Genomic DNA, 22,793 nt, shown 5'->3' with positions numbered 1-22,793 from the left:
GTCACTTGGTCCAGCTATTCGAAAGAAGCTCAGCCTGCTTGAGAATCAGCTCGATGACCTCAGCCGATTTGTCCGGCGGGTATTTATAGCGTTGCAGTGTGCGGCGCACCAGAATACGTAGTTTGGCGCGTACGCTCTCACGAATCTGCCAGTCCACTGTCGTGGAGTTTCGGAGTTTGTTGGTGACTTCGACTGCCAACGCTCGCAGCGTGTCATCGCCCAGCTCCCGCACGGCACTTTCATTGGTAATCAGAGCGTCGTAGAAGGCGATTTCATCGGCGCTTAGGCCTAGTGCGACATCGCGCTCCATCTCGGCCTTGAACTGCTTGGCCATGGCGATCAGTTCCTCGATCACCTGCGCCGTCTCTATTCCTCGGTTGTTGTACTTGCGCAGCGTTTCCTGCAAGCGGTCGGCGTACTTCTTCTCTTGCACCACGTTGCTGCGCGTTTTCGACTTGATCTCGTCCTTGAGCAGCTTTTCCAGCAGCTCTACAGCCAGATTGCGGTACGGCATCTGACGCACGTCTTCGAGAAACTCATCGGAAAGCAGGCCAATGTTGGGCTTGTTGAGACCGCATAGTGCGAACACATCTGTGACGTCCTCGGCGACGATGGCATTGTCGAGAATCTGCTTCAACGCAGAGTTTTTGGCTTCCTCGCTCAGCTTGCGGTCCACGCTCGTGGACTTGACCAGCGCCGCCTTCACCGCCGACAAAAACGCCAGCTCCTTATGTAGCTCGCGTGCCTCGTCGAGCGTACTGCAAAGGGAATAGGCTTTGTTCATGGCCAGCACGGTATCAAGAAAACGCTTTTTTCCGTCTTCGAGGCCGAGAATGTAGTTCGCGGTGGGCACCAGCAGTTTGTGGGGGGCTTCCTCAAAGCCGGTGTAATCGAAGCCATCGCTGTTCGGCCCTTTGGCGAACATGCCGTGAATGACATCGAGCTTCTCCAGCAGCAGCGCCAATGCTTCTTCCGCGCTGTGCGTCGGCTGGCCCCTGCCTCTGGAGTCGGTGTAGGTCTTCAGCGCATTCTTCAGCTCATTGGCGATACCGATGTAGTCGACCACCAGCCCGCCGGGCTTGTCCTTAAATACCCGATTCACACGAGCAATGGCCTGCATCAGGTTGTGGCCTTTCATGGGTTTGTCGACGTACATGGTGTGGCAGCAAGGCGCATCGAAGCCCGTCAGCCACATGTCTCGTACGATCACCAGCTTCAGCGGATCGCCCGGGTTCTTGAAGCGCTTTTCCAGCCGCTTCTTGGTCTGCTTGTTGTAGATGTGAGGTTGCAGTAGCGCGTCATCAGCGGCAGAGCCAGTCATGATGACCTTGATGGCGCCCTTTTCTGGATCATCGTCATGCCATTCAGGGCGCAGCGCGACGACTTCGTTGTACAACTGGGCACAAATACTGCGACTCATGGCGACGATCATCGCCTTGCCCTCGATCGCCGCGTTACGGGTTTCGAAGTGCTCAACCAGATCAGCAGCGATCCGACTCAAGCGGGGTTGAGCGCCCACGAGCTTCTCAAGGCGACTCCACTCTCCCTTAGTGCGTTCCCGCGCGCCGGTGTCCTCTTCGTCCTCGATGATCTCGTCGACCTGCCCGGACAGCTGCTCGATCTCTTCGCGGTTGATCTCCAGCTTGGCCAGACGCGACTCGTAAAAGATGGGGACGGTGGCACCATCGTCGACGGCATCCTGAATGTCGTAGACCGAAACATAGTCGCCGAATACGGCCCGCGTGTCCTTATCTTCGCTGGCGATCGGGGTGCCGGTAAAGCCGATGAAAGCCGCGTTGGGCAGGGCATCTCGCATATGTTTGGCGAAGCCGAACTTGTAGCGTCCATCCTGCTTCAGGGTTGCCTTCAGGCCGTACTGACTGCGGTGGGCTTCGTCGGAAATCACCACAATGTTGTGACGCCCGTTCAGAACGGGATGCCCACTCTCGTCATCCAGCAACGCGAACTTCTGCACCGTGGTGAAGATAATGCCGCCGGACTCACGCTCGGCCAGCAGGCGACGGAGCGTTTCGCGATCCCCCGCCTGAACCGGCTCCTGCTTTAGCAGTGTCTGAGCGTTACTAAAGGTCGCAAACAGCTGGCCATCCAGATCGTTGCGATCCGTGACGACGATCAGCGTCGGATTGCCCATCTCTGGCTGTTGAAGCAGCTTGCCCGCATAGCAGCACATCGAGATGCTCTTGCCAGAGCCTTGGGTGTGCCACACTACGCCCGCTTTCTTGCTGCCGGGCACCACTTCCTCGCCATAGGTAGCGCGTCTTTCGCCAACACCGTTGGCTATCTCCCGCGAGGCGATCACGGTCGCCTTGACCGCTTCACGCACCGCATGAAACTGGTGGTAACCAGCGATTTTCTTAATCACTTTCTCCGCGTCGGTCTCGAACAGCACGAAGTAGCGCAGATAGTCGACGAACAGCTCGCGATCGAAGAAGCCCCGTACGAGCGTTTCCAGCTGCCATTCCAGCTGTGGCTTATCATTCTCATGCTTGAGCGTGCGCCACGGCATGAAGCGCTCTTGGTCCGCCGTTAACGAGCCGACGCGAGCCCAGTAGCCGTCACTCACTACAATCGCTTCATTAGTGATAAATAAATCCGGAACTTCCGCCTTGTAGGTCTGCACCTGATTGAAGGCGTCCCAGATACCCACGACCTCGCTGCTCGGGCTCTTCAACTCAAGTACGGCCAGCGGCAGGCCATTGATAAAGCAGATCACATCGGGTCGCCGAGGTTGTTTGGTACCCGTTATGGTGAACTGGTTGATAGCCCGGAAGCGGTTGGCTTCGACATGCTCGAAGTCAATCAGGAAGGCGCGGTCATGAACGGTCTCATCATCCTGCTTGTACTGCACCGGTATACCGTCCAACAGCAGCCGATGGAATGCACGGTTAGCCAGCACCGGGTCGGGGCTTTCCGGCTTGCTGACCTGCGCCATGGCCTGCTGAATGGCTTCCTCCGGTAGCTGCGGATTGAGCTGCGAGAGCGCCGCCTCACAATCGGCCAGCAGCAACACCTGCCGGTAGTCCGCCCGCTCAGGGGCAGAGCCATCGGGTGCGATATCCGTCCCATTAGCGATTTCCCAGCCGGTCTCGCTGAACCATTCGAGACAGAGCTGCTCCAGCTGATCTTCATTGATCATGGCCGTTCTCCTCCGTCATGTAGGCTTGGCTGGGGTGGTTGGGCTTGGTGGGATAAAGCAATTTCAGCTTGCGCGCCCTGACCAGTGGTTGCAGATAGTGCTTGCGCAAGGATTCTGCTGACCGATCGAGCAAGCGAGTCAAATCCTCCAGTCGCAAGGGGTGATGCGAACAGACCGCCAGGATAGTCTCTTCTACCTTGTCTCTGGGCGCTTTCCCCGTCGATGCCACCGGCTCTGCCAGCCTTGAGAGTTGGTTCCAAAGTACCGGGGTAATGTCCAAAGGTCCGGAGCTGACTTCCAAAGGTCCGGAGCTGACTTCCAAAGGTCCGGAGCTATTGTCCAAACGCTCGGCCTCGGTTGCTTGAGAACCCATAGCAGAAGAATCGCCGTCACCCAGCATCAGCTCTGTGATGATGTCATCCAGATGCGCATCGGGCAGAAAATAGACCGTGCCTCGACCCGATCCGTTTCTTAGCATCAGTCCTTTCTCTACCAGCCCTGATAGCAGTTGGCTGAGGTCGCGCGGATGAACATCGATGATGGACATCATCCGGCGATGATCCACCGCCTTCTCGATGGACGCGGTGACGAGGATTAGTCGCTCGGCGTCTGTCAGGCGGGAAAAGACATCCTCCCCCAATGCATCGCCCAGTTTCACCAGAACGGATTCCGGCACCAAGCTCAGCATATGAAGCTCCAACAGGGTCTGCTCTGATGGCGTGTGGACCTCGCGCAGAATCGGTTTGCGCCAGTGCTGGCTCGTCCAGCCATCAAATATCTTGGGCAGACCCGAGCCGGCGTTCTCCCCCAAGCCAATATGGCGGAACATGCTTTGCAGCAACCGATTGCGACAATCGCTTTGGCCACCGGCAGTCGCCTGATCGACCGGTACCCGCATCTGACCGGGGTTGCGAAAACCGAACATATCGGGTCGTTTGACCACCAGCACCGAAGCTCGCCCCGAGTAGTCGGCATGCACCAGGGTGTTGACCATGGCTTCACGTAGCGCCTTGTGGACGCGGGTATCGTCCTGGCGTTTGTCACCCTCCAACGCGAAGGGCACCTTGAGATCGGCAACCAGCTTGCGGATCACCCGCCGGTAAAAATCGAACACGTTGCCTGACCAGCTGCCATCGAGCGTTAGACGATCGACCCAACGCAGCTCCGCTTTGGCTTCGGGACGCTCCTGGTAGTCCAGCATATAGTTGGGAAAGGCTTCGATGATGGCCACCTGTTGGCCGAACATCAGCAGGCCGGCGCGAGTGAGGCCATCTCGACCGGATTCACGCTCTTTTCGCCAGCCACCGAGCTGTTGCAGGAATTCCAGCGCATCCAGTTGATTCCAGGGATGATCCGGCTGTCGAGTGGCGTAGAGCTGGCGGTAGTGCTTGAAGCTCTCGAGGTCCAGATCCTCCAGGCCATAGCCGAAGAGAATTTCATTGTCGCGACTATCTTCCACCTGCTCGGCCAGCATTCGCCGCACCTGCTCTTCGTTGAGCAGATGATCCGTGCTGTTGAAGCGTCGATACGTACCGGTCAGCGGATTGCCGCGCAGATAAACCGGGCGCTGTTGGCGCGTGGCGAGCGGCACGTGAATATGCACGACCGCCTTGCCTGCAATCTGGATAACGTTGACCCAGCGCTCCTGCAACAGATTGGCACTCACTTTTTGAGAATTGTTGAGCCCGGTCCACAGCTCATCGATGATCTTCTGCGTATCGGCAACACCCGCTAGCTCGAAGCGTCCGTCGGAGAGCTCTTTCACCCCCAGGAAGATATCGCCACCCTGGCTATTGGCGAAAGCACTGTAGGTCGGCCAGAACTCCTTGGGCAAAGCGCCCTTGCCATCGCGGCCCTGGGCCAGCTTGCACTCGACGTCGACGCTCTCACGCAGTGCGACGATATCTTCCAAAGAGTCAATTTCCAGCATCAACAACCTCAATTTTTACGTGCTAATTCCTTGTTATCGGCACAACGCCTCGTGCCATCCAGTTACAGCGATTCGGAATGCTCGAAACTGGCTTGCTTCAGTTGCTGGTTGATGATCTTTAGCGGATCACGCAAGGCGCTCTCGAATCGAGTCATATGCCGTACCATCCACTCGATCATGCCCGGCCAGTTTGCCTTGTCATAACCGTCCACAGCCTTGGTGTACTGGAGGCGACAAGCTTTCTTGGCCGGTAACGGAAGCCAGACCAGCGGTTCGCCGAAGCTCGCTTCGATCGCCTCCTTCTGCGCCTCCAGCCGATCAAATACGAAGGTATTGGCTTCAGCGTGCCCGTTCTGAAGGCTTAACCCGATGCGTATCTCGTTCTTGCCAAAAGTCAGCTGATAGGGCATGCCGCTGATGCCGGAGCCAGCGCTAAGCCAGTGGTCCTTCATCGGACTGATATTGTTATAAAGCGAGCAATGACTGTTATTGAAAGCCTCCAGCGCCTGCTCCCAGAAGTCCAACCGCAAACGGTGACGATGCTTCTGTTCGGTATCGGCGCTTTTCTCCTCGTCTTCCTTGGCAACCATACCGATCATGAATTCCGTAGATTCGGGAGTCGGTATGATCTGCTCGACATTGAGAAACAGCTCACTGCCAGTCTGGTAGGGCGTCACCTTGAAACAACGGCACTCGATTCCGAACTGGCTGAGCCAGAGCACCGTATTAGTGACTTCCTTGCGATAGCGCGCGGCGACCAAAATAAGGCGCTGAGTTTTAATGCGGTTGATCTGGGCAGCTTCCAGGCCATCGACTTCCAAAAACTCGACCAGATTATCGACGGCAATAGCTGGTGGATTCCCGCTCTCCTGCGCCTTCTGATTGAGATAGCGTTGGTAGATATCCACCACCTGTGACTTGCTCAAATTCGCGCAGTAGCCCGCATATTTCAAAGCCTGCCAGATCACGTCACGCCCGGAATCATCAAGCTTGTTCTCGATGATCACCAAGTTGCCGTCTTTATCGATGGCAAGAAGGTCCAACCGCTCACGGGTATCGTCGAAGCCATCGAACTCCTTCTGGATGATCAGCAGCTCTTCACCATCCGTCTGCGCCAACGCCTGTGGGCAGTTCTCCAGCCACTCCTGTAGGTGCTTTCGCTCGCTAAAGCCCAGCTCGCCAAAGCGTTTGGCTTCCAACGGTGCGATACGATTCTGGGCCGAGTCGATTTTATACATGGGCGGCTTCCTGCGGTTCAGTTCGCGCCTCTTCGACACTGGAAATTGTCAGCTCGCCGGAAAGGAGTTTGGGTAGGAGGGTGTTGCGTAGATTCGAAAGCGTTTTGCTTTCCAATCGCAAGATGATCTGTTTGCCCAACTGGTTACCTAGTTGGTGCCCAGCAGCTTCCAGCAGCGGCTCGTAAGGTATGGCACATAACGCTTGTTTTAGATGCTCGCGTTTGATGTGTCCCATGGTTACCGCTTTGGATTCGGCTATACGCTGAAACTCCTCTAGATGATGCCTTGTAAAATGATAATAAAGCCATTTGGGATAGCTCGAAGAAGTCACTTTGAACAAATGCTGATTTAAAGCCGCCCTACCACCACACCAAATGTCTACCATCAAAGAGCCAGACCAAGAAAAAATCACGTCACCATCATCGATAATACATTCCGGCTTGATATCTGGGGATGCCTTTTCTTCGCCATCGGCAACCCCTTTCTTGAGCTGCGTTATTTTCACCACTGGCAAATAGTCGTCTTCATTCTCAGGACGGTATTTCTGAAGGGCCAAACCATTTTGGTAGTGCGCGATGCTATCAAGTGGAAGGCAGTCCCACCCCTCCGGAATCGCCCCCAGCTCACTCTCCTGCATTGCGGAGGAAAACAGCGCAGCGGTCTCGAACAGCTCGTTGTAACGCTCGGGAACTTCAGCGCGCAGCGCGTCTAGTTGCTCCGTCGTCTTACCCGAAATCGCCTGCATCGCGGCGCGGTTCATATAAGTATCTAGATCGCCTACCGCAGGTTGCTCATCCAGCTCGGCGGCGTAGCAGACGGGCGAGGCAGGTTCATTCTCTGGCTGGAGCGCCTGCCAGCGCTGGCGCGCGGCGATCTTGGCCTTGACCGGCTCGAAATCGACAAACCAGCTTTTGAAGAGGGCCTGAGCCATCTGTTCGAGGTTTTGGTTAATCTTATGGTTTATTTTTATTTTTTTGTCCAAAGAAGAAGCATGCGCAACAACTTTTTTCTGAACATCAATACCTGGAACTCTTATATACAAGCTTCGCTGAGAAGTTAGACTTAAATACGCAGCCATGTCAGTCTCGCCTTTGCGGGACCCAACTTGTTCGACAAATTGCCTAGACTGCATTTCGTAAAAAAGAAACTCTGGAAGCAAAAAACTATGATCTAGGGATCGCCAAAAAGATGTCTGAGGGGAGCAGACATAAAAAGGGCTGCCTTGAGGTACAAATGCAATCTTGCCAACAGTACCCTTTGTTGACATGACAGTGTCTAGATCTTTCCCAATCCCTTTGCGCAGACGTTTCAAAGCGGTCAAATTTATTTTTTCCGCCCCATGAAAGTTCACAGCTCCGCTGGAAAAATCCGCGGCCCTGATAAATGCGACCCCATCATCTAAAAACTCTGATTTACGAGGTCGGTATTCACCATGGTTTCCATCCTGCACAAGCAACTTGCCTTGATATTCAAGTTCAGACACTTGGTATACCGGCCATTCAGCACCCATAACCCAGCTCCCCAAGATTCCGCTTAATCTCGCGCTCCAGTCGGTCGCTTTCCTCGAACTGGTCTTTCAGCTGCGCCGTTAGCCGCGCCATCTTGTCGGCGAAGGGTTCGTTGTCCTCTTCCTGTGCGGCGGCCCCAACATAGCGCCCAGGGGTGAGCACGAAGTCGTGCTTTTCAATGGCAGCAAGGTCTTTTGATGCGCAGAAGCCGGGCACATCCTCATGGTGCTCGCTGCGCTGCCAGACATGGAAAGCGTCGGCGATTCTGGTGATGTCGTCTTCTTTGAAATCGCGCAGCACCCGGTCGCGCATATAGCCCTGTTGGCGGGCGTCGATAAACAGCACTTCACCTTTGCGGCGGCGTTTTTCGACGCCGTTGGGGGAGAGGCCGCCGGATTTGTCCTTGGTCAAGAACCAAATGCAGGCCGGAATCTGGGTGTTGGTGAAGAGCTGCCCCGGCAAAGCAACGATGCACTCCACCAGATCCTGCTCGACGAGGCGGCGGCGAATCTCGCCCTCGCCGCCGCTGTTGGAACTCATCGAGCCGTTGGCCAGCAGCAGCGCCATGCTGCCGATGGGCGCCAGGTGATACAGCATGTGCTGCAACCAGGCGAAGTTGGCGTTTCCCTTGGGCGGGGTGCCGTGCTGCCAGCGCACGTCATCAGCCAGCGATTCGTGCCACCAGTCCTTGACATTGAATGGCGGGTTGGCCATCACGAAATCGGCGCGCAGGTCCGGGTGTTGGTCATCGAGGAAGCTGTCGGCGTTCTTCTGGCCGAAGTTGAAGTCGATGCCCCGAATGGCCATGTTCATGGCCGCCAGCCGCCAAGTGGTGGGGTTGGATTCCTGCCCATAGATCGAAATCTGCTTCTTCTGCTCGGCGGGGTCGTAGTGATGCTCGCTGGCATGCCCTTCGATGAACTTGTCACTGGAAACGAAGAATCCGCCCGAGCCCATCGCCGGGTCATACACCCGTCCCTTGTAGGGCTCCAGCATCTCGACGATCAGCGTGACGATGCTCTTTGGCGTGTAGTACTGGCCGCCCTGCTTGCCTTCGGCGAGCGCGAACTGGCCAAGGAAGTACTCATAGACGTGGCCGAGAATATCCTTGCTGCGCAGCTTGAGTGGTTGGCCGTGGTGTTTGGGCTGGGTAAAGGAGGTATCCGAAAAGGAGTTGATCAAGCCAATTAGCTTGTCGTCATCGACCTGAAAGCGACTGATGCTTTGCAGTACGCCCTTGAGCTTGGTGTTGTTCTTTTCGATAGCCTCGAGTGCGTTGTCGATCAGCCACCCGACCGAGCGCAGACGCACGTTATCGCCCTTGGCGTCCTGCCAGATCACCGAGTTAAGAGGAAGAGCAGCCGTCTCCTTCAGCGTTTCCCAGCGCGCCTCTTTGGGCACCCAGAAGACATTGGCTTCACGGTAATAATCGAGTATCTCCAGCTCCTCGTCCAGCGCCTGCTGGTACGCCGCATCGCTGTCGTAATCCTCGCGCGGGAGGTGATAGATGCTGTCGTCGCTCTTGGTTTTAAAAAGCTCGAGTAGCTCCTGTTGGCGCTCTTCGAACGCATCCGAGACGTACTTCAAAAATATTAGCCCCAGCACCACATGCTTGTAGTTGGCGGCGTCCAGATTATTGCGCAGCTTATCAGCGGCTTTCCAGAGCTTGTCGTCGAGCTCCTTCAGGAATTGCTGTTCGGTGTTATCCACATCTACCTCTTGAAAACAGGAGTGGGCGTAAAGCCCAAAACAGTGAGCCGATCTTATCAGGCGACTGACTTTTCTCTATGCATCCGTATCGCGATTCAGCTGATCGATATAGGCGTTATACGCGTACACACGATTTCGCTTCTGGCCGGTTAGCTCTCGGACGATGCCAAACTGTGTTTCCAGCGCTTCCAGTACTTTGCCAATGGTGGCCTGAGCAAGCCCCGTTTCTTGGCGCAGCGTAGCGATATTGGCAATCGGGTGATGGAACAGAGCCTCCAGCACTTGGGTCGCTGAACCGGATAGACGACCCAGCGCAGATAGCCGCGCTTTGTCCTGCACCAGAAGCGCATTCAACGCCTGTGCCGTGGCAACGGCGTGATTGGCGGTATCGGCGATGGCATCGACAAAAAAGAGCAGCCAGCTCTCCCAATCCCCCGTCAGGCGCACGTTTTGTAGGTGCTCGTAGTACACCTGCCGGTGGCGTTTGAAGAAAACGGAGAGATAGAGCAGCGGATCGGTGAGAATGCCGGCCTGCACCAAAATCAATGGAATCAGCAGGCGCCCGAGCCGGCCGTTGCCATCCATGAATGGGTGAATGGTTTCAAACTGCACATGGGCCAGCGCCGCCTTGATCACCGGTTCCGTCGCCGCGGGTTCGTCGTTGAGAAAGCGCTCGAAGGCGCTCCAGCAGTCGGCGAGTTGGTTGGCCGGGGGCGGCACGAAGGCGGCTTCGTCGGCACGGTGGCCGCCGATCCAGACCTGGTTCTGGCGAAATTCCCCCGGGCGGCGATGCGTGCCGCGCCCGTGGGTCATCAATGCGTCGTGCAGCTCACGCACGAGGCGAATCGTGATCGGGTGACCTTCGCGAATGCGCTGCACGCCGAGACTGAGCGCACGCACATAGCAGGAAACTTCCTGCGCATCGTCCATAGGCACGCCGGGAACGCCTTCCATCTCGTAGATCATGAGGTCACTGAGCGAAGACTGCGTGCCCTCGATCTGCGAGGACATCACCGCTTCCTTGCGCACGTAGCTGTAGAGAAACAGCCGCGTGTCGGGCAGCAGCATCGAAATGCCATCGAGCCGCCCTAGGGCAACGTGGGCGGCGGAAAGCCGACTCTGTAACTTTTCATCCAGCGACAGCGCAGGCTCGGGCGGCAGCGGCGCTGGCACAAAGGCTTGGCAATTTACGCCGCCTGCGATGCTGGAGGTGTGATGACCGGTCAGCCCACGATGCATGGGGCAACTCTCGAGAAGTTGAAATAAGTCGCAACACTATTCCATTTTCGGCACTAAGTTAAAATAGCACCGCCCACTATTTTAACTTCGCTTGATCGAATCAGTCGCAACCCTGCTCCACCGCCATGAGACCAACAGAACGCCGCACCGACCATCCGCCCTTCATACAGTCAAAACCACTACCCACCCTCGACCATTGGCGTAGAACCATCCCTGTTTTAGCCGTGATCGGCTACCCTTGCGTCCTTGGCTTGCCACCGTGAAGCAATATCTTTCGATCTCCAAGGATGACCCTCTTGTCGACTTCCGCGATGCCCCGCCGGGGCGTTCTGACTCTCGTCGCGCTGCTGCTGGTAGCGATCAACCTTCGTCCGGCGCTGACCAGCGTGTCGCCGGTGCTCGGCAGCATCGCTGAGGCGCTGGCACTCTCCCCCAGCTGGCAGGGCATCCTGACCACCCTCCCGGTGCTGTTTCTGGGTCTGGCGGCGCCGCTGGCGCCCAAGCTGGTACGTCGCATCGGGCCGGAACGCAGCGTGTTTGCCGCTCTCGTGGTGTTGGCATTGGCGCTGCTGGCGCGGCCCTATGTCGTTACAACGGTCGGCACGGCGGGGCTGTTCCTGGGTACGGCGGTCGCCGGGGGCTGTATCGGGGTCATCGGGGTGTTGCTGCCGGGCATCGTCAAGCGGGACTTCCCCCGTCGCGTCAGCATCATGACCGGCCTCTACACCGTGGCGCTCAACCTCGGCGCTTCCGCTGCCGCGGGTACCACGGAGCCGCTGCGTCAGGCGTTGGGCGGGCTGTGGCAGAACGCTTCCCAGGGGGCTTCAACCGGCCCCTGGCAGGGTGCGCTGGCGTTCTGGTTGCTGCCGGCGGTGATCGCCGCCCTGTTCTGGCTGCCGCAGCTCAAAGGCACCAAGCCCGTTCGGGTCCCCGTCCGTCGCGGCGCGCGCCTGCGTCACGATCCGCTGGCGTGGCAGGTGTCGCTGTTCATGGGGCTGCAGTCGTCGCTGGCGTACATCGTGTTCGGCTGGCTACCGACGATCCTGCAGGACCGCGGGCTGGCGGCGGTTACCGCGGGGCTGGCGCTGTCGGTATCGATTCTGCTGCAGGTGATTACTGCGATTCTGGCGCCGTGGATCGGCAGCCGCATGCGTGATCAGAGGGCGGTGCTGATCGGGGTGATGACGCTCACCCTGATCGGGCTGCTGGGCTGTCTCTATGCCCCGATCGCAAGCGTGTGGCTGTGGATCGTAATCCTGGGGCTTGGCCAGGGCGGCACCTTCAGCATGGCGTTGACGCTACTGGCCCTGCGTGCACCGGATGCGACAACGGCAGCCAGCCTCTCGGCGATGGCCCAGGGCATCGGCTACACCCTGGCGGCGATGGGGCCGTTGCTGGTCGGCGTTCTGCACGACTGGAGCGGCGGCTGGAACGTGGTGGGCTTTCTGGTGAGCGCGATCGCCTTGGCCGCGCTGGTCATGGCGCTGGGTGCCGGGCGTGACCGACAGGTGGCGTCGACCCTGGGGGCAGATTGACGGCGTGGACTGACGGCGCAGATTGATGGCGTGGATTGACGGCGCAGACTAATACTCAAGCCGACGAACCGGGCCGCCGGAATCGGTTACCCTAGGGTTTGTACGAAAAGTCGGCGAGCGATGGCCAGACGAGGCAAAAATCAGCGATGAGACGGAGTTTACGGGGTGTAAATGAGTACTTTGAGCTAATTTTTAACACTGTATGGCCGAGCGCAGCCAGTTTTCATACAAAGCCCAGGAAGCAGACCCAACGACCCAGGAGACTCGCATGCCAGCCAGAGCCATCAGCCTCGAGCAACAGCAGCGCCTGATCGAGATCGTGCGCGATGCCGCCAAGACCGAAATCCTGCCGCGCTTTCGCAATCTCTCCGAAGACGCGATCCGTTCGAAGAGCGCGCCGGACGATCTGGTCACCGACGCCGACCAGGGCGCGGAACGGATGATGACGGCGGCGATCCACGAGTTAATGCCGGAGGCGACGGTGATCGGCGAGGAAGCGGTCGCCGATGCCAGTGCCAATCTCGACGACATCGCCGGTGCCGAGCTGGCGCTGATCATCGACCCGGTCGACGGCACCTGGAACTTCGCCCGCGGGCTCAATCAGTTCGGGGTGATTCTGGCGGCGACCAGCTTCGGCGAGACGATCTTCGGCCTGCTCTACGATCCGCTAGCGGACGACTGGATCGTCGCCCGTCACGGCGAGGGCGCCTGGTTCGGCCGCCCCGACGGCACCCAGCGCCAGCTGCAGGTGTCGGACACCGACAAGTTCGACGAGATGGTCGGCTCGACCTCGATCCGACTGTTTGCCAAGCCGCAGCAGTATCAGCTGGCGGCGACCTTCCCCGACTTCCAGCGCATGATGGCCTTCGGCTGCGCCTGCCATGAATATCGCACCATGGCGTTCGGATTCGTCGACTTCATGCTCACCGGCAAGCTGATGCCGTGGGACCACGCCGCGGGGCTGATGATCCACGCCGAAGCCGGCGGCTATTCGGCGCTGCTCGACGGCACGCCCTATCAGCCGACGATTCACCAGGGCACGGTGCTGGCTGCCAGCTCAAGAGCGCATTGGGAGCAGTTGCGAGAGAAGTTCAGCTTTTTGGTCTGAACGCGATCCAAGTTTTAGCGAGTCCATGACGACGAAAACCGGCGCCGAGAAGGCGCCGGTTTTCTTGCTTTCATCGACACAGACCTGCAGTCGATAAAGACCTGCCGTCGATACAGACCTGCGGCCGATCAAAAAACGATCACCGAGACCGGATCAGGGGATGATCTTCTCGGCGCGCAGGCGATCAAACAGGTCGAAGAACGCCGCTCGCGTCTCGCGGAAGTGATCGAAGCCGAAGTCGCGGGACTTGGTGGTGTCGTTGACGCACTCCTGATCGCGGCCCAAATCGGCATCGGTGTGCCACCAGGAAGCCAGCTTGCTGACATCCGGCTCGACCAGATCGTGCTTCGCGGCGATCTCGCGCCAGGTCGATTCGGCACCGACCATCTGCGCTTCCAGCGGCTGCATCGTCTTCGGGTCGTCCGAGGCTTCGGGCCCCTGACTTTCTAGACCAAAGTACTCACCGATCTCGCGCCACATCCGGCGCCAGCGGAACACATCGCCATTGACGGTGTTGAAGGCCTGATTGGCAGCGCCCGGCGTGGTGGCGGCCCACTCCATCTGTCGCGCCAGTACCAGTGCGTCGGTCATGTCGGTGAGCGCATTCCACTGCGTTTGCGAACCGGGATAGACGAACGGCTGGCCGGTCGCCTGGCAGATCGAGGCGTAGACGGCGATCGTCGAGCCCATGTTCATGGCGTTGCCGCGGGCGTAGCCGATCACGGTGTGCGGGCGGTGCACATTCCAGGCGAAACCGTGACGCTCGGCGGCTTCGAACAGCACGTCTTCCAGCGCGTAGTAGAAATTGTCGCCCGGCACGCGCGGCTCGGATTCGCGAAACGGCGTCTCGATGCGCCCGCTGCCATAGGCCTCGAACGAGCCCAGGTACTGCTTGGTGCCGGTGACCAGAGAGGCGTGATCGAGCTTGTCGCTGTCGAGCGCCTCGAACAGGTTGCGCATCATCTGGCTGTTGGCCTCGACGTTGGCCTTCTCGTTGTCGCGACGAATCCAGGTGCAGTAGAAGACGTGAGTGATCGGCAGGTCGGCGAGCGCCTGCTCGGTCGCCGGCTTGTCCAGCAGGTCGGCGGCGACGGGAATCACGCCGCTCTGTTCGGTGGCACGACGAGAAAGGCCGTAGACGGTCCAGCCGCTGGACACCAGATAAGACGCCAGATTGCCGCCGGTAATGCCGGTCGCGCCAACCACGAGTGCAGTGCCTTTACGCATGATCGATATCCTCCTTCCGAGTTCAGGAAGATCCGGTATTGCGCCGGATCGATGAATGCAGTCTGGTAGCGGCTGATTGTTGCTACAATCGAAAGCGTCGCAAATCTTTATTGCGCCAGACGCAACCTCAGACATTTCAAAGCCATGGGTTTCAACGTCGTGAATCTCAATTCGCTGGATCTCAACGCCCTGCGCGTGTTCGAACGGGTCGCGGCGACCGGCAGCTTCACCGCGGCCGCGCATCACTTCCACCGTGCGGTCTCCTCTGTGTCCCGTCAGATTCGCGGGCTGGAAGAGGCGGTCGGGCAGCCGCTGCTGTACCGACATACCCGTGCGGTCACCCTGACCGAGGCGGGAGAGCGCTACTACGAGGAAGTGCGCGAGATTCTGGAGCGGCTCGATCTTGCCACCGAAGCGCTCACCTATCCCGACCCCGAGCCCAGCGGCGTGCTACGGATCAATGCGCCGGTCGCCTTCGGCCAGCGCCAGATCGTGCCGCTGCTGCATGCTTTCCAGCGCCAACATTCAGGTATCACCGCCGAACTGCAGCTGAGCGATCACGTCGTCGATCCGGTGCGCGAGGGTCACGACATCACCTTTCGCGTCGGCGATCTGGCCGACTCTTCGTTGGTCGCACGGCGCCTGGCACCGATGAATTACGTGGTGGCCGCGGCACCGAGCTACCTGACCGCGAACGGCGAGCCGCGGACGCCCGAGGCGCTGAGCGATCACAACTGCCTGCTCTATCAGGGTGAGATGGGCCGCCAGCGCTGGTATTTCCAGGCGCCGGACCAGAGCGGTTCGACCCCGTTCGAGGTCGCTGGCAACCTCTACAGCAACGATGCCGAGAGCCTGCTGCGCGCCGCGCTGCTGGGCCAGGGTCTGGTGCTGTTTCCAACTTGGCTGATCGGCGATGCGCTCTCGCGGGGGGAACTGGTGCCGTTGCTCGAAGCGTGGCGCGGCGAGGTCATGCCCGGCCACCGCGACATTCACGTATTGACCACCGAACGCCGCCTGCGAACGCGCAAGGTGCGGGCATTTCTAGACTATCTGCGGGAGTCGCTGGAGCCACAGCCGGCCTGGGAACGGTGGCGATGACATTGCCATTTTGAGCAATTTATTTCTCACTAATGACGAGAAAAGCATTTGATGAGCAAAAAATAGCTCACCACAGTCGGACATGATAAATTTGAGCAATAATTTACCCAGTACACTCGATATGTCACTGACGATACAGTTGTTCCATCATGGCCAATGGCACGATGCCGCAGAACTTCAGATCGACGATCCGAAGGCGGGTCGACGCGGCACGATTGCGCTGGGCTACTCGACCGATTACGCCATCGACTGGATGGGCCGGGACGACGAGCACGCCTGCAGTCTGAACTTGCCAGTCGAGCTGATGCTCCTGTATCGCCGGACGAACTGGTTCGCCATGCTCGACGACATCATGCCGTCGGGGGCCAGCCGACGTTACTGGGTCAATCGACTGGGACTTCAGTCACTGCCCCCGCATGAGCAGGATCACGCCTTGCTGGCCCAGGGCACGATAGCGCCCGTCGGCAACCTGCGCATCAAGCAGGCACTGCCCCAACTGCCGGCGGGTAGCCAGCTGAAACACCATCGATTCACGCTGGACGATGTCGTGGAACGCCATACCGACTTCCTGGAATATGCCCAGCAGGTGGGCGCTGCCGGCGGTGGTGCGACCGGCGCGGGCGGCGAAGCCCCCAAACTGCTGCTGCGTCGCAGCCCGCAGGATGAGATCTGGATCGATACCTGGCAGGACGATCCCCGCAATACCGATGCGCATTACCTGGTGAAATTCCCCCGTGGGCCACGCTCGGAGATGGATTGCGACATTCTGCGCGCGGAGTACCACTACTATCACGAGCTGCAGGCGCTGGGCGTCGATACCATCGCCATCCGCGGTATGGAACTCATCGAAGGGGGACGCTACCCCAGCCTCTGGCTGCCTCGATTCGATGTGGATTTCATCAAAGGAGAGCGCACGCTTTACGGTCTGGAGTCGCTCTATTCGCAGCTGGAGAAGCCTCCGGGCACTTTCCTCAATCATTTCGAAGCGATCGACACGCTGGTTGCCAAGTGTCAGCAGCAATATCGCGTCAGAGAAATGGGCGAGACCTTCGACGTTTCCCGTTTCGTCGTGGAGTGGGTCAAGCGGGATCTCCTCAACGTCGTTTTCGGCAACTCCGACAATCACGGCCGCAATACCGCGATGATCAAGCGGCCCGATGGCCTGTGGCTGGCGCCAGTCTATGATTTCGCGCCCATGAAGGCGGACCCCGAAGGCATCATGCGCACCACGCAATGGGGCGCGCCATACGAAGAAGGCGGCCGTTTCGATTGGCAAGGGATCGCTCAACGGCTCGATCCGCTGGTTCCCGCCGACGACCTGCTCGCCGAGCTTCGCCAGTTGGGAAGACGACTGAAAGGCCTGAAAGCTCGCCTGCGGCAGCGAGGCGTTCCGAATTCGATTCTCGATATGCCCGCGCTAGGGTTCGATTATCTCGACGAAAAACTCGATGCCTGGGGGCTGACATGAGCCGTCTTTCTCCTCAGGAACGTGAAGCGCTACTGTTCGATCTGCTCGACCAACTGTTCGAGGAAAAAATCACCACGGGAGCGCTGCTGAAACGACTGCGCCGGGAGGTTCTGGAGATGAACCAGACCCGCTATGCCGCACTGGCGTCGGTGAGCCGACGAACGCTTTCGGCCATCGAGAACGACAGCGGGACCCAATCACTGGGTTCTCTCAATCGCGCCTTTCGCCCTTTCGGGCTCAGCGTAGGGTTGCTCCCGCGTGATCGATCGACCCGCCAGCGTCTGTTGACGCGATCCTCCTCGTGATCACCTTCATAGCAAAACCTAATTAGCGATTGAATCGTGCGCGATATAAATTGACCGCATGACGACACGCAACGATACCGACGACACGCTGGCCCTGGAATCGCAGCTCTGTTTCGCGCTCTATTCGACCCAGCTGGCGATGAACAAGCTCTACCGCGGCCTGCTGCGCGAGCTCGATCTGACCTATCCCCAGTACCTGACCATGCTGGTGCTGTGGCAGCGGGACCGGCAGACGGTATCGGAGATCGGCGAACAGCTGTACCTGGATTCGGCCACGCTGACGCCGCTGTTGAAACGCCTGGAAGCGGCGGCGCTCATCACCCGGCAGCGCTCACGCCAGGATGAACGCCAGGTCGAGATCGCGTTGACCGAGAAGGGCCGTTCGCTGCGCGAGCAGGCCAAGGCGATCCCCCATGCCGCCGGCTGTGCGGGCCAATGCACGCCCGAGGAAGCCGCCGAGCTGCGCGACGCGTTGCATGGGCTGCGTCAGCGACTCGACACTCGGTGAAGCGTTCGCACGATTGGCGAAGACCATTTTTCAACCACCTTTTTACCCCAATAGATCGTGCGCGATTCAATCGCTCAAGATCTTAACCCGCAAGGAGATTCACCATGTCACTCGATAAAGTCCTCTACCGCGCGGAAGCAACTGTCACTGGTGGCCGCGACGGCCGTGCCACCGCCGCCAACGGTGCCATCGATCTCAAACTGTCGACGCCCAAGGAATTGGGCGGCGCCGGCGGTGACGGCACCAACCCGGAGCAGCTGTTCGCGGCCGGTTATTCCGCCTGCTTCATCGGCGCGCTGAAACTGGTCGCCTCGAAAGAGAAGGCCAAGCTACCCGACGATACCCGGATCCAGGGTGAAGTCGGCATCGGCCCCAAGGGCGAGGGTTTCGGCATCGAAGCGACGCTGACCGTGAAGCTCCCGGGCATGGATCGGGAACAAGCCGAAGCGCTGGTCGAGAAGGCCCATCAGGTCTGCCCGTACTCCAACGCCACTCGCGGCAATATCGATGTGACCCTGAACGTCGAAGTGTAGGCATCGCCCATCTTTGGCTGAAAATTGACGGCCCGGGTCATCGAAAGATGACTCGGGCCGTTACATCTTTGGTCGCAACACGGGTCGAAATAAGACTTTCACCGGATATTTATCGATTTAATTTCAAAAAGTTATCGTGACATGCAAAAACGCGATGCGGGCATAGCGATAACGCAATAGCCTCGCTCCGCCGACGCTGTCTACCGTGTCGACTCCAATAACCTAGGGATTCGATCATGGTCGCGTTTCTCATAGCCATGGCGGTGACGGCGTTCGCCGGCACGCTGGTCATCAAGAAATACCAACCGCAGACCGTGCTGCTGCTCGCCGGGCTTGCGCTGTTCGTCGCCACCGCGCTGTTCTTCCCCGCGCAATCGGTGCTGTTCAAGGAGACCGAAACCAGCGGCTGGGCCGGCTTCGATATCTTCGAGTTCATCCATCAGATCATGTCCTACCGCCTGGCCGGGCTGGGGCTGATCATCATGGCCGCCGGCGGCTTCGCCAAGTACATGGACCATATCGGCGCCACCCAGGCGATGGTCAACATCGGCACCCGCCCGCTGGCGCGGATGCGCGCGCCCTATCTGGTCCTGGCGCTCGGCTATGCCGTGGGGCAGGTGTTGAACATCTTCATCCCCAGCGCAGCGGGGCTCGCCATGCTGCTGCTGGTTACGCTCTATCCCACACTGGTACGCCTGGGCGTCAGCAAGGCGTCTGCCGCGGCGATGATCGGCATGACCTCGGTCCTCGATCTGGGGCCGGCCTCCGGCACCGCCAACCTGGCCGCGCATACCGCCAACATGGACGTGGCGATCTACTTCGCCCAGTACCAGATCCCGGCGTCGCTGTTCATCGTGCCGGTCATCTGCGTGCTGACCTACTTCAGCGCCAAGTATTTCGATCGTCGCAGCGGCCACGTGGTCGATCCCGACCCGACCGCCCACGCCATTGCCGATGGCGAGACGGAGGCCCCGCGTGTCCCCGGCTTCTACGCGCTGCTGCCGATCCTGCCGCTGACGCTGATTCTGATCTTCAGCAAGCTGCTGATCCATCAGATCGAGATCGGCGTGGTGACGGCGATGATCATCGGCGCCGTGCTGGGCCTGTTCTGCGAGATGGTGCGCAAGCGTCGTGAGCTGCAGGCGGTATTCAAGGGCTTCATGACCTTCTTCCAGGGCATGGGCCAGATGTTCTCCTCGATCATCTCGCTGATCATCTGCGCCGAGTTCTTCGCCGCTGGCCTCACTGCGATCGGGGCCATCGACTTCATGATCGGCGCGGCTCAGGGCGCGGGATTCGGCCTGTTCGGGATGACCCTGGTCACCTGTCTGCTGGTCGCGGTGACCGCCATCCTCACCGGTTCCGGCAACGCGGCGTTCTTCTCTTTCGCCGGCCTGGCGCCCAATGTCGCGGCCGCCACGGCCGCCGGCCCGGTGGCCCTGCTGCTGCCGCTGCAGTTCACGGCCGGGATCGCGCGCTCGCTGTCGCCGGTTTCCGGGGTGATCATCGCGGTCAGTGAAGCCGCCGGCTGCTCGCCCATCGATATCGTCAAGCGCACCGCAATCCCGCTGATCGGCGGCTTGATCGTGCTGTTCGTCTATACCGCGCTGTTCGTGGGCGTGAAATGAGCCGCGATCTTCCGCGAACCGATGGTCTGAACCTGCAACGTCGAACGACTCTGCACACCTTTGGCGAGAACCGACCATGAATATTGATCAGCTTCCCGATTCGACCGACCACCTCTTTTCCCGCGACGCCACCTGGCAGGCGTGGCTGGAGGTCGAACGTGCGCTGGCGCTGACCCAGGCCGAACGGGGCATGATTCCCGCTGCCGCCGCGGCGGAAATCGAGCGCTGCGCGACCCTCGATCAGCTCGATCGCGAGGCGCTGGCCACGGACATCGAACGCACCATGTCGCCGGTGATGTCGCTGGTGCGGGCGCTGGCCGAACGCTGCGATGGCGACGCCGGCGGCTACGTCCACCTCGGCGCCACGACGCAGAACATCATCCTCACCGGCAAGATGCTGCAGCTGAAGCGTTCGCATCGCTGGCTCAAGGCGCAGCTCGCCGCGCAGCTCCAGTGTCTGGCGGATCTCGCCGAACGCGGCGCCGAATGGCCGTGCGTCTCGCGCACCAACCGTCGCCACGCCCTGCCGATCACCTTCGGCTACAAGGTCGCCGGCTGGATCGAGGAGCTGGAGCGTAACGTCGAGCGACTGGAAGCGGTCGAAGCGCGCACCTTCGTGCTGACTTTCGGCGGCGCCAGCGGTGCCATGCACAGCTACGCCGACGAAGGCCAGCCGCTGGCGGAAGCGCTGGCTGTCCGGCTCGGTCTCGGCGTCTCCCGGGTTCACTCCCGCGCCGCCGTCGACGGTCTGGTCGAGTACATCACCACGCTGGGGCTCTACGCCGCCGGCTGCGAACGCCTCGGCCAGGAGCTTTACACGCTGATGGCCAACGAGTTCGAGGAGGTCAGCGAAAACCAGGGGGACGAAGTGGTCGGCAGCAGCACCATGCCGCACAAGTTCAACCCTAAGTTTGCCGTCAATCTACTTGCCGAGGCCGGCGAGCTCCGCAGCCTGATGGCGCCGGCGCTGGAGACCGCGCGCCCCTCCCACGAGGGCGACGCGTCGTGCAATTTCCGCCTCTACAAGCTGCTCGATCAGGCCGGCGCGCTCGCCTATCGGGTCGCTGCCACCCAGCACACGCTGCTGACCCGGCTGGTTCCGCGCCCCGAACGGATGCGCGAGATCCTGATGGCCAACGCCGCACCGCTGATGTCCGAACACATCATGCTCGAACTGAGCGAAGAGATCGGCCGCCAGCGTGCCCACGATCTCGTCCACGACGCCATCGTCGCCAGTCGTGACGGCGATCTCTCCTTTGCCGAGGCGCTGTTCGAAAACGATACCGTGCGCCGCCACTACGGCGACCGGGCCGCGCTCGACCAGGCCCTCGCCCCCGAGCACTACACCGGACAGAGCCGCCAGATCGCCCTGGCGATGGCGGCCTCGGCCCGGCATCTCGCCACGCGTCTCGCACGCGCTTTCGAAGAAGAAAAAGAAGAGGAAGGATCATGCCAATAACATCAAGATGCTCTCTTCGCCTCATGCTGGCGCTGGGCGGCCTCGCTCTATCGCCGCTGGCGCACTCGCAGACGTCTCAGGTATCAAATACTTCTCAGACCCTGGCCACGGGCAGTCATGAATCGACCTTCACGCTGCCGGACAGCCAGCGCCAGATCGAAGTCGCAAGCTACGTGCCCGAGGATGCCGATGCCCAGACACCGATCGTGTTCGTGCTGACCGGCCTCAAGCGCAACGCCGAGGATTATCGCGACGCCTGGATCGACGCCGCCGACGAGTACGGCTTTACCATCGTCGTGCCACGCTTTTCCAAGCAGGACTATCCCGGCGTCGCGGGCTACAACCTGGGCAACCTGGTCAGTGCCGACGGCCAATCCAACCCGCCCGAGGCATGGTCGTACAGCGTCATCGACGGCCTCTTCACCGACTTCGAGCAGTCCGGTCAGACCGAACGCCAACGCTACTATCTGTTCGGTCACAGCGCGGGCTGTCAATTCGTCCACCGCATGCTGACCTTCGTGCCGCAGTCGCGGGTCCAGGCGGCAATCTGCTCGGCGGCGGGCTGGTGGACGCTGCCCGATACCGACAACGAGTGGCCCTACGGGCTCAAGGACGCGCCGGTCGAGGTCGACCGCGATGCCCAGCGCCAGCTCGCCGGCCTGAATCTGCTGGTGACGGTCGGCGCCGAAGATACCGACCCCTGGCACAAGTATCTGCGCCGCAGCTACCAGGCGATGGCCCAGGGCAACAACCGGGTCGAACGTGCCTGGGTCTACTACAAGACCGCCGAGCAGAAGGCCAACCGCTACGGCTTCGACTTCCACTGGGCATTCCAGACCGTGCCCGACGTCGGCCACGACAACGCCGGTATCGCCCCCTTCGCCGCCAAGCAGTTCGCCGCCTTCGAACGCGATGGCACCTTCGACGTCGTCACGCCGGAGACACCGCCGGACAGCCAGCCCCACCGCTAGCTCTCGACTTCGCAACGCCTTTTCGATCACCGCACCTCGTTCGCTCAGCGGGCGAGGCAGGGAACCTGCGCCCGCTCGATGGTCAAGTCGAGCCGCGGGCGGGCGCTCCACGCCAGCAGTTCCCGACAGCTCCCGGCAATACCCAGAAGCTCCCCACAACATGAAAAACGA

At 59.9% G+C, this 22,793-nt stretch carries 17 protein-coding genes; 10 read left to right on the top strand and 7 right to left on the bottom strand.

The window, feature by feature from the left end; genetic code table 11:
* Window position 1: 1 nt before the first annotated feature.
* From BTW08_RS05985 to BTW08_RS05960, 6 genes are all read right to left on the bottom strand, one after another.
* Window positions 2-3,157 (bottom strand): type I restriction endonuclease subunit R, encoded by a 3,156-nt coding sequence (locus tag BTW08_RS05985; protein ID WP_246837659.1) that lies wholly within the window; start codon window positions 3,155-3,157, stop codon window positions 2-4.
* Window positions 3,147-5,087 (bottom strand): RNA-binding domain-containing protein, encoded by a 1,941-nt coding sequence (locus BTW08_RS05980; protein ID WP_075561595.1) that lies wholly within the window; start codon window positions 5,085-5,087, stop codon window positions 3,147-3,149. Before BTW08_RS05980 ends, BTW08_RS05985 begins: the two co-directional genes overlap by 11 nt.
* A gap of 62 nt (window positions 5,088-5,149) precedes the next feature.
* On the bottom strand, window positions 5,150-6,325 hold the full coding sequence (locus BTW08_RS05975; RefSeq protein ID WP_075561594.1) for a DUF4268 domain-containing protein: 1,176 nt from the start codon (window positions 6,323-6,325) through the stop codon (window positions 5,150-5,152).
* Window positions 6,318-7,835, bottom strand: coding sequence for a restriction endonuclease subunit S (locus BTW08_RS05970; RefSeq protein WP_075561593.1), 1,518 nt, complete (start codon window positions 7,833-7,835; stop codon window positions 6,318-6,320). Before BTW08_RS05970 ends, BTW08_RS05975 begins: the two co-directional genes overlap by 8 nt.
* On the bottom strand, window positions 7,825-9,543 hold the full coding sequence (locus BTW08_RS05965) for a class I SAM-dependent DNA methyltransferase (protein WP_075561592.1): 1,719 nt from the start codon (window positions 9,541-9,543) through the stop codon (window positions 7,825-7,827). Before BTW08_RS05965 ends, BTW08_RS05970 begins: the two co-directional genes overlap by 11 nt.
* Before the next feature lie 75 nt (window positions 9,544-9,618).
* A complete protein-coding gene (locus BTW08_RS05960; protein WP_075561591.1) occupies window positions 9,619-10,782 on the bottom strand; it encodes a Fic family protein in 1,164 nt (387 codons plus the stop codon).
* Between the two features lie 287 nt (window positions 10,783-11,069).
* Between BTW08_RS05960 and BTW08_RS05955 the strand changes: the two genes are divergently transcribed.
* Together BTW08_RS05955 and BTW08_RS05950 are read left to right on the top strand one after the other, a co-directional pair.
* Entirely contained in the window at window positions 11,070-12,317 is a 1,248-nt protein-coding gene (locus tag BTW08_RS05955; RefSeq protein ID WP_075561590.1) for an MFS transporter, read from the top strand.
* Window positions 12,318-12,585: 268 nt separating this feature from the next.
* Entirely contained in the window at window positions 12,586-13,425 is an 840-nt protein-coding gene (locus tag BTW08_RS05950; protein WP_075561589.1) for an inositol monophosphatase, read from the top strand.
* Window positions 13,426-13,578: 153 nt separating this feature from the next.
* On the opposite strand, the gene BTW08_RS05945 is transcribed toward BTW08_RS05950, so the two are convergent.
* On the bottom strand, window positions 13,579-14,652 hold the full coding sequence (locus BTW08_RS05945; RefSeq protein WP_075561588.1) for an SDR family oxidoreductase: 1,074 nt from the start codon (window positions 14,650-14,652) through the stop codon (window positions 13,579-13,581).
* A gap of 174 nt (window positions 14,653-14,826) precedes the next feature.
* Between BTW08_RS05945 and BTW08_RS05940 the strand changes: the two genes are divergently transcribed.
* The 8 genes from BTW08_RS05940 to BTW08_RS05905 all read left to right on the top strand — a co-directional run bounded on the left by BTW08_RS05940 (window position 14,827) and on the right by BTW08_RS05905 (window position 22,622).
* Complete coding sequence (locus BTW08_RS05940; protein WP_075561633.1) at window positions 14,827-15,750, top strand: LysR family transcriptional regulator; 924 nt, start codon at window positions 14,827-14,829, stop codon at window positions 15,748-15,750.
* 121 nt (window positions 15,751-15,871) lie between these two features.
* Complete coding sequence (locus BTW08_RS05935) at window positions 15,872-17,218, top strand: HipA domain-containing protein (protein ID WP_075561587.1); 1,347 nt, start codon at window positions 15,872-15,874, stop codon at window positions 17,216-17,218.
* On the top strand, window positions 17,215-17,523 hold the full coding sequence (locus BTW08_RS05930) for an XRE family transcriptional regulator (RefSeq protein WP_031385032.1): 309 nt from the start codon (window positions 17,215-17,217) through the stop codon (window positions 17,521-17,523). The genes BTW08_RS05935 and BTW08_RS05930 overlap by 4 nt, the downstream gene beginning before the upstream one ends.
* Before the next feature lie 58 nt (window positions 17,524-17,581).
* The gene (locus tag BTW08_RS05925) at window positions 17,582-18,031 is read left to right on the top strand and encodes a MarR family transcriptional regulator (RefSeq protein ID WP_075561586.1); all 450 of its coding nucleotides are present in this window, start codon (window positions 17,582-17,584) and stop codon (window positions 18,029-18,031) included.
* Window positions 18,032-18,135: 104 nt separating this feature from the next.
* Complete coding sequence (locus BTW08_RS05920) at window positions 18,136-18,564, top strand: organic hydroperoxide resistance protein (protein ID WP_075561585.1); 429 nt, start codon at window positions 18,136-18,138, stop codon at window positions 18,562-18,564.
* Window positions 18,565-18,800: 236 nt separating this feature from the next.
* Window positions 18,801-20,192 carry a C4-dicarboxylate transporter DcuC gene (gene dcuC / locus BTW08_RS05915; RefSeq protein ID WP_075561584.1) on the top strand — a complete coding sequence of 464 codons (1,392 nt, stop codon included), beginning with the start codon at window positions 18,801-18,803 and terminating at the stop codon, window positions 20,190-20,192.
* Between the two features lie 76 nt (window positions 20,193-20,268).
* Window positions 20,269-21,651: a lyase family protein gene (locus BTW08_RS05910; protein ID WP_075561583.1), complete on the top strand. Its 1,383-nt coding sequence runs from the start codon at window positions 20,269-20,271 to the stop codon at window positions 21,649-21,651.
* Window positions 21,642-22,622, top strand: coding sequence for a hypothetical protein (locus BTW08_RS05905; RefSeq protein ID WP_210403197.1), 981 nt, complete (start codon window positions 21,642-21,644; stop codon window positions 22,620-22,622). Before BTW08_RS05910 ends, BTW08_RS05905 begins: the two co-directional genes overlap by 10 nt.
* Window positions 22,623-22,793: the final 171 nt, after the last annotated feature.

Source organism: Salinicola sp. MH3R3-1, from assembly GCF_001937155.1.
GTDB lineage: Bacteria > Pseudomonadota > Gammaproteobacteria > Pseudomonadales > Halomonadaceae > Salinicola > Salinicola halophyticus.
This window is presented reverse-complemented; position numbering and strand designations above follow the sequence as displayed.

Bases quoted from the DNA above. Each gene is read 5' to 3' on its own strand.
- BTW08_RS05920 (WP_075561585.1), top strand. From the start codon at position 18,136: ATGTCACTCGATAAAGTCCTCTACCGCGCGGAAGCAACTGTCACTGGT.
- BTW08_RS05960 (WP_075561591.1), bottom strand. From the start codon at position 10,782: ATGCATCGTGGGCTGACCGGTCATCACACCTCCAGCATCGCAGGCGGC.
- BTW08_RS05910 (WP_075561583.1), top strand. From the start codon at position 20,269: ATGAATATTGATCAGCTTCCCGATTCGACCGACCACCTCTTTTCCCGC.
- BTW08_RS05975 (WP_075561594.1), bottom strand. From the start codon at position 6,325: ATGTATAAAATCGACTCGGCCCAGAATCGTATCGCACCGTTGGAAGCC.
- BTW08_RS05970 (WP_075561593.1), bottom strand. From the start codon at position 7,835: ATGGGTGCTGAATGGCCGGTATACCAAGTGTCTGAACTTGAATATCAA.
- BTW08_RS05935 (WP_075561587.1), top strand. From the start codon at position 15,872: ATGTCACTGACGATACAGTTGTTCCATCATGGCCAATGGCACGATGCC.
- BTW08_RS05905 (WP_210403197.1), top strand. From the start codon at position 21,642: ATGCCAATAACATCAAGATGCTCTCTTCGCCTCATGCTGGCGCTGGGC.
- dcuC (WP_075561584.1), top strand. From the start codon at position 18,801: ATGGTCGCGTTTCTCATAGCCATGGCGGTGACGGCGTTCGCCGGCACG.
- BTW08_RS05985 (WP_246837659.1), bottom strand. From the start codon at position 3,157: ATGATCAATGAAGATCAGCTGGAGCAGCTCTGTCTCGAATGGTTCAGC.
- BTW08_RS05955 (WP_075561590.1), top strand. From the start codon at position 11,070: ATGACCCTCTTGTCGACTTCCGCGATGCCCCGCCGGGGCGTTCTGACT.
- BTW08_RS05925 (WP_075561586.1), top strand. From the start codon at position 17,582: ATGACGACACGCAACGATACCGACGACACGCTGGCCCTGGAATCGCAG.
- BTW08_RS05980 (WP_075561595.1), bottom strand. From the start codon at position 5,087: ATGCTGGAAATTGACTCTTTGGAAGATATCGTCGCACTGCGTGAGAGC.
- BTW08_RS05945 (WP_075561588.1), bottom strand. From the start codon at position 14,652: ATGCGTAAAGGCACTGCACTCGTGGTTGGCGCGACCGGCATTACCGGC.
- BTW08_RS05950 (WP_075561589.1), top strand. From the start codon at position 12,586: ATGCCAGCCAGAGCCATCAGCCTCGAGCAACAGCAGCGCCTGATCGAG.
- BTW08_RS05930 (WP_031385032.1), top strand. From the start codon at position 17,215: ATGAGCCGTCTTTCTCCTCAGGAACGTGAAGCGCTACTGTTCGATCTG.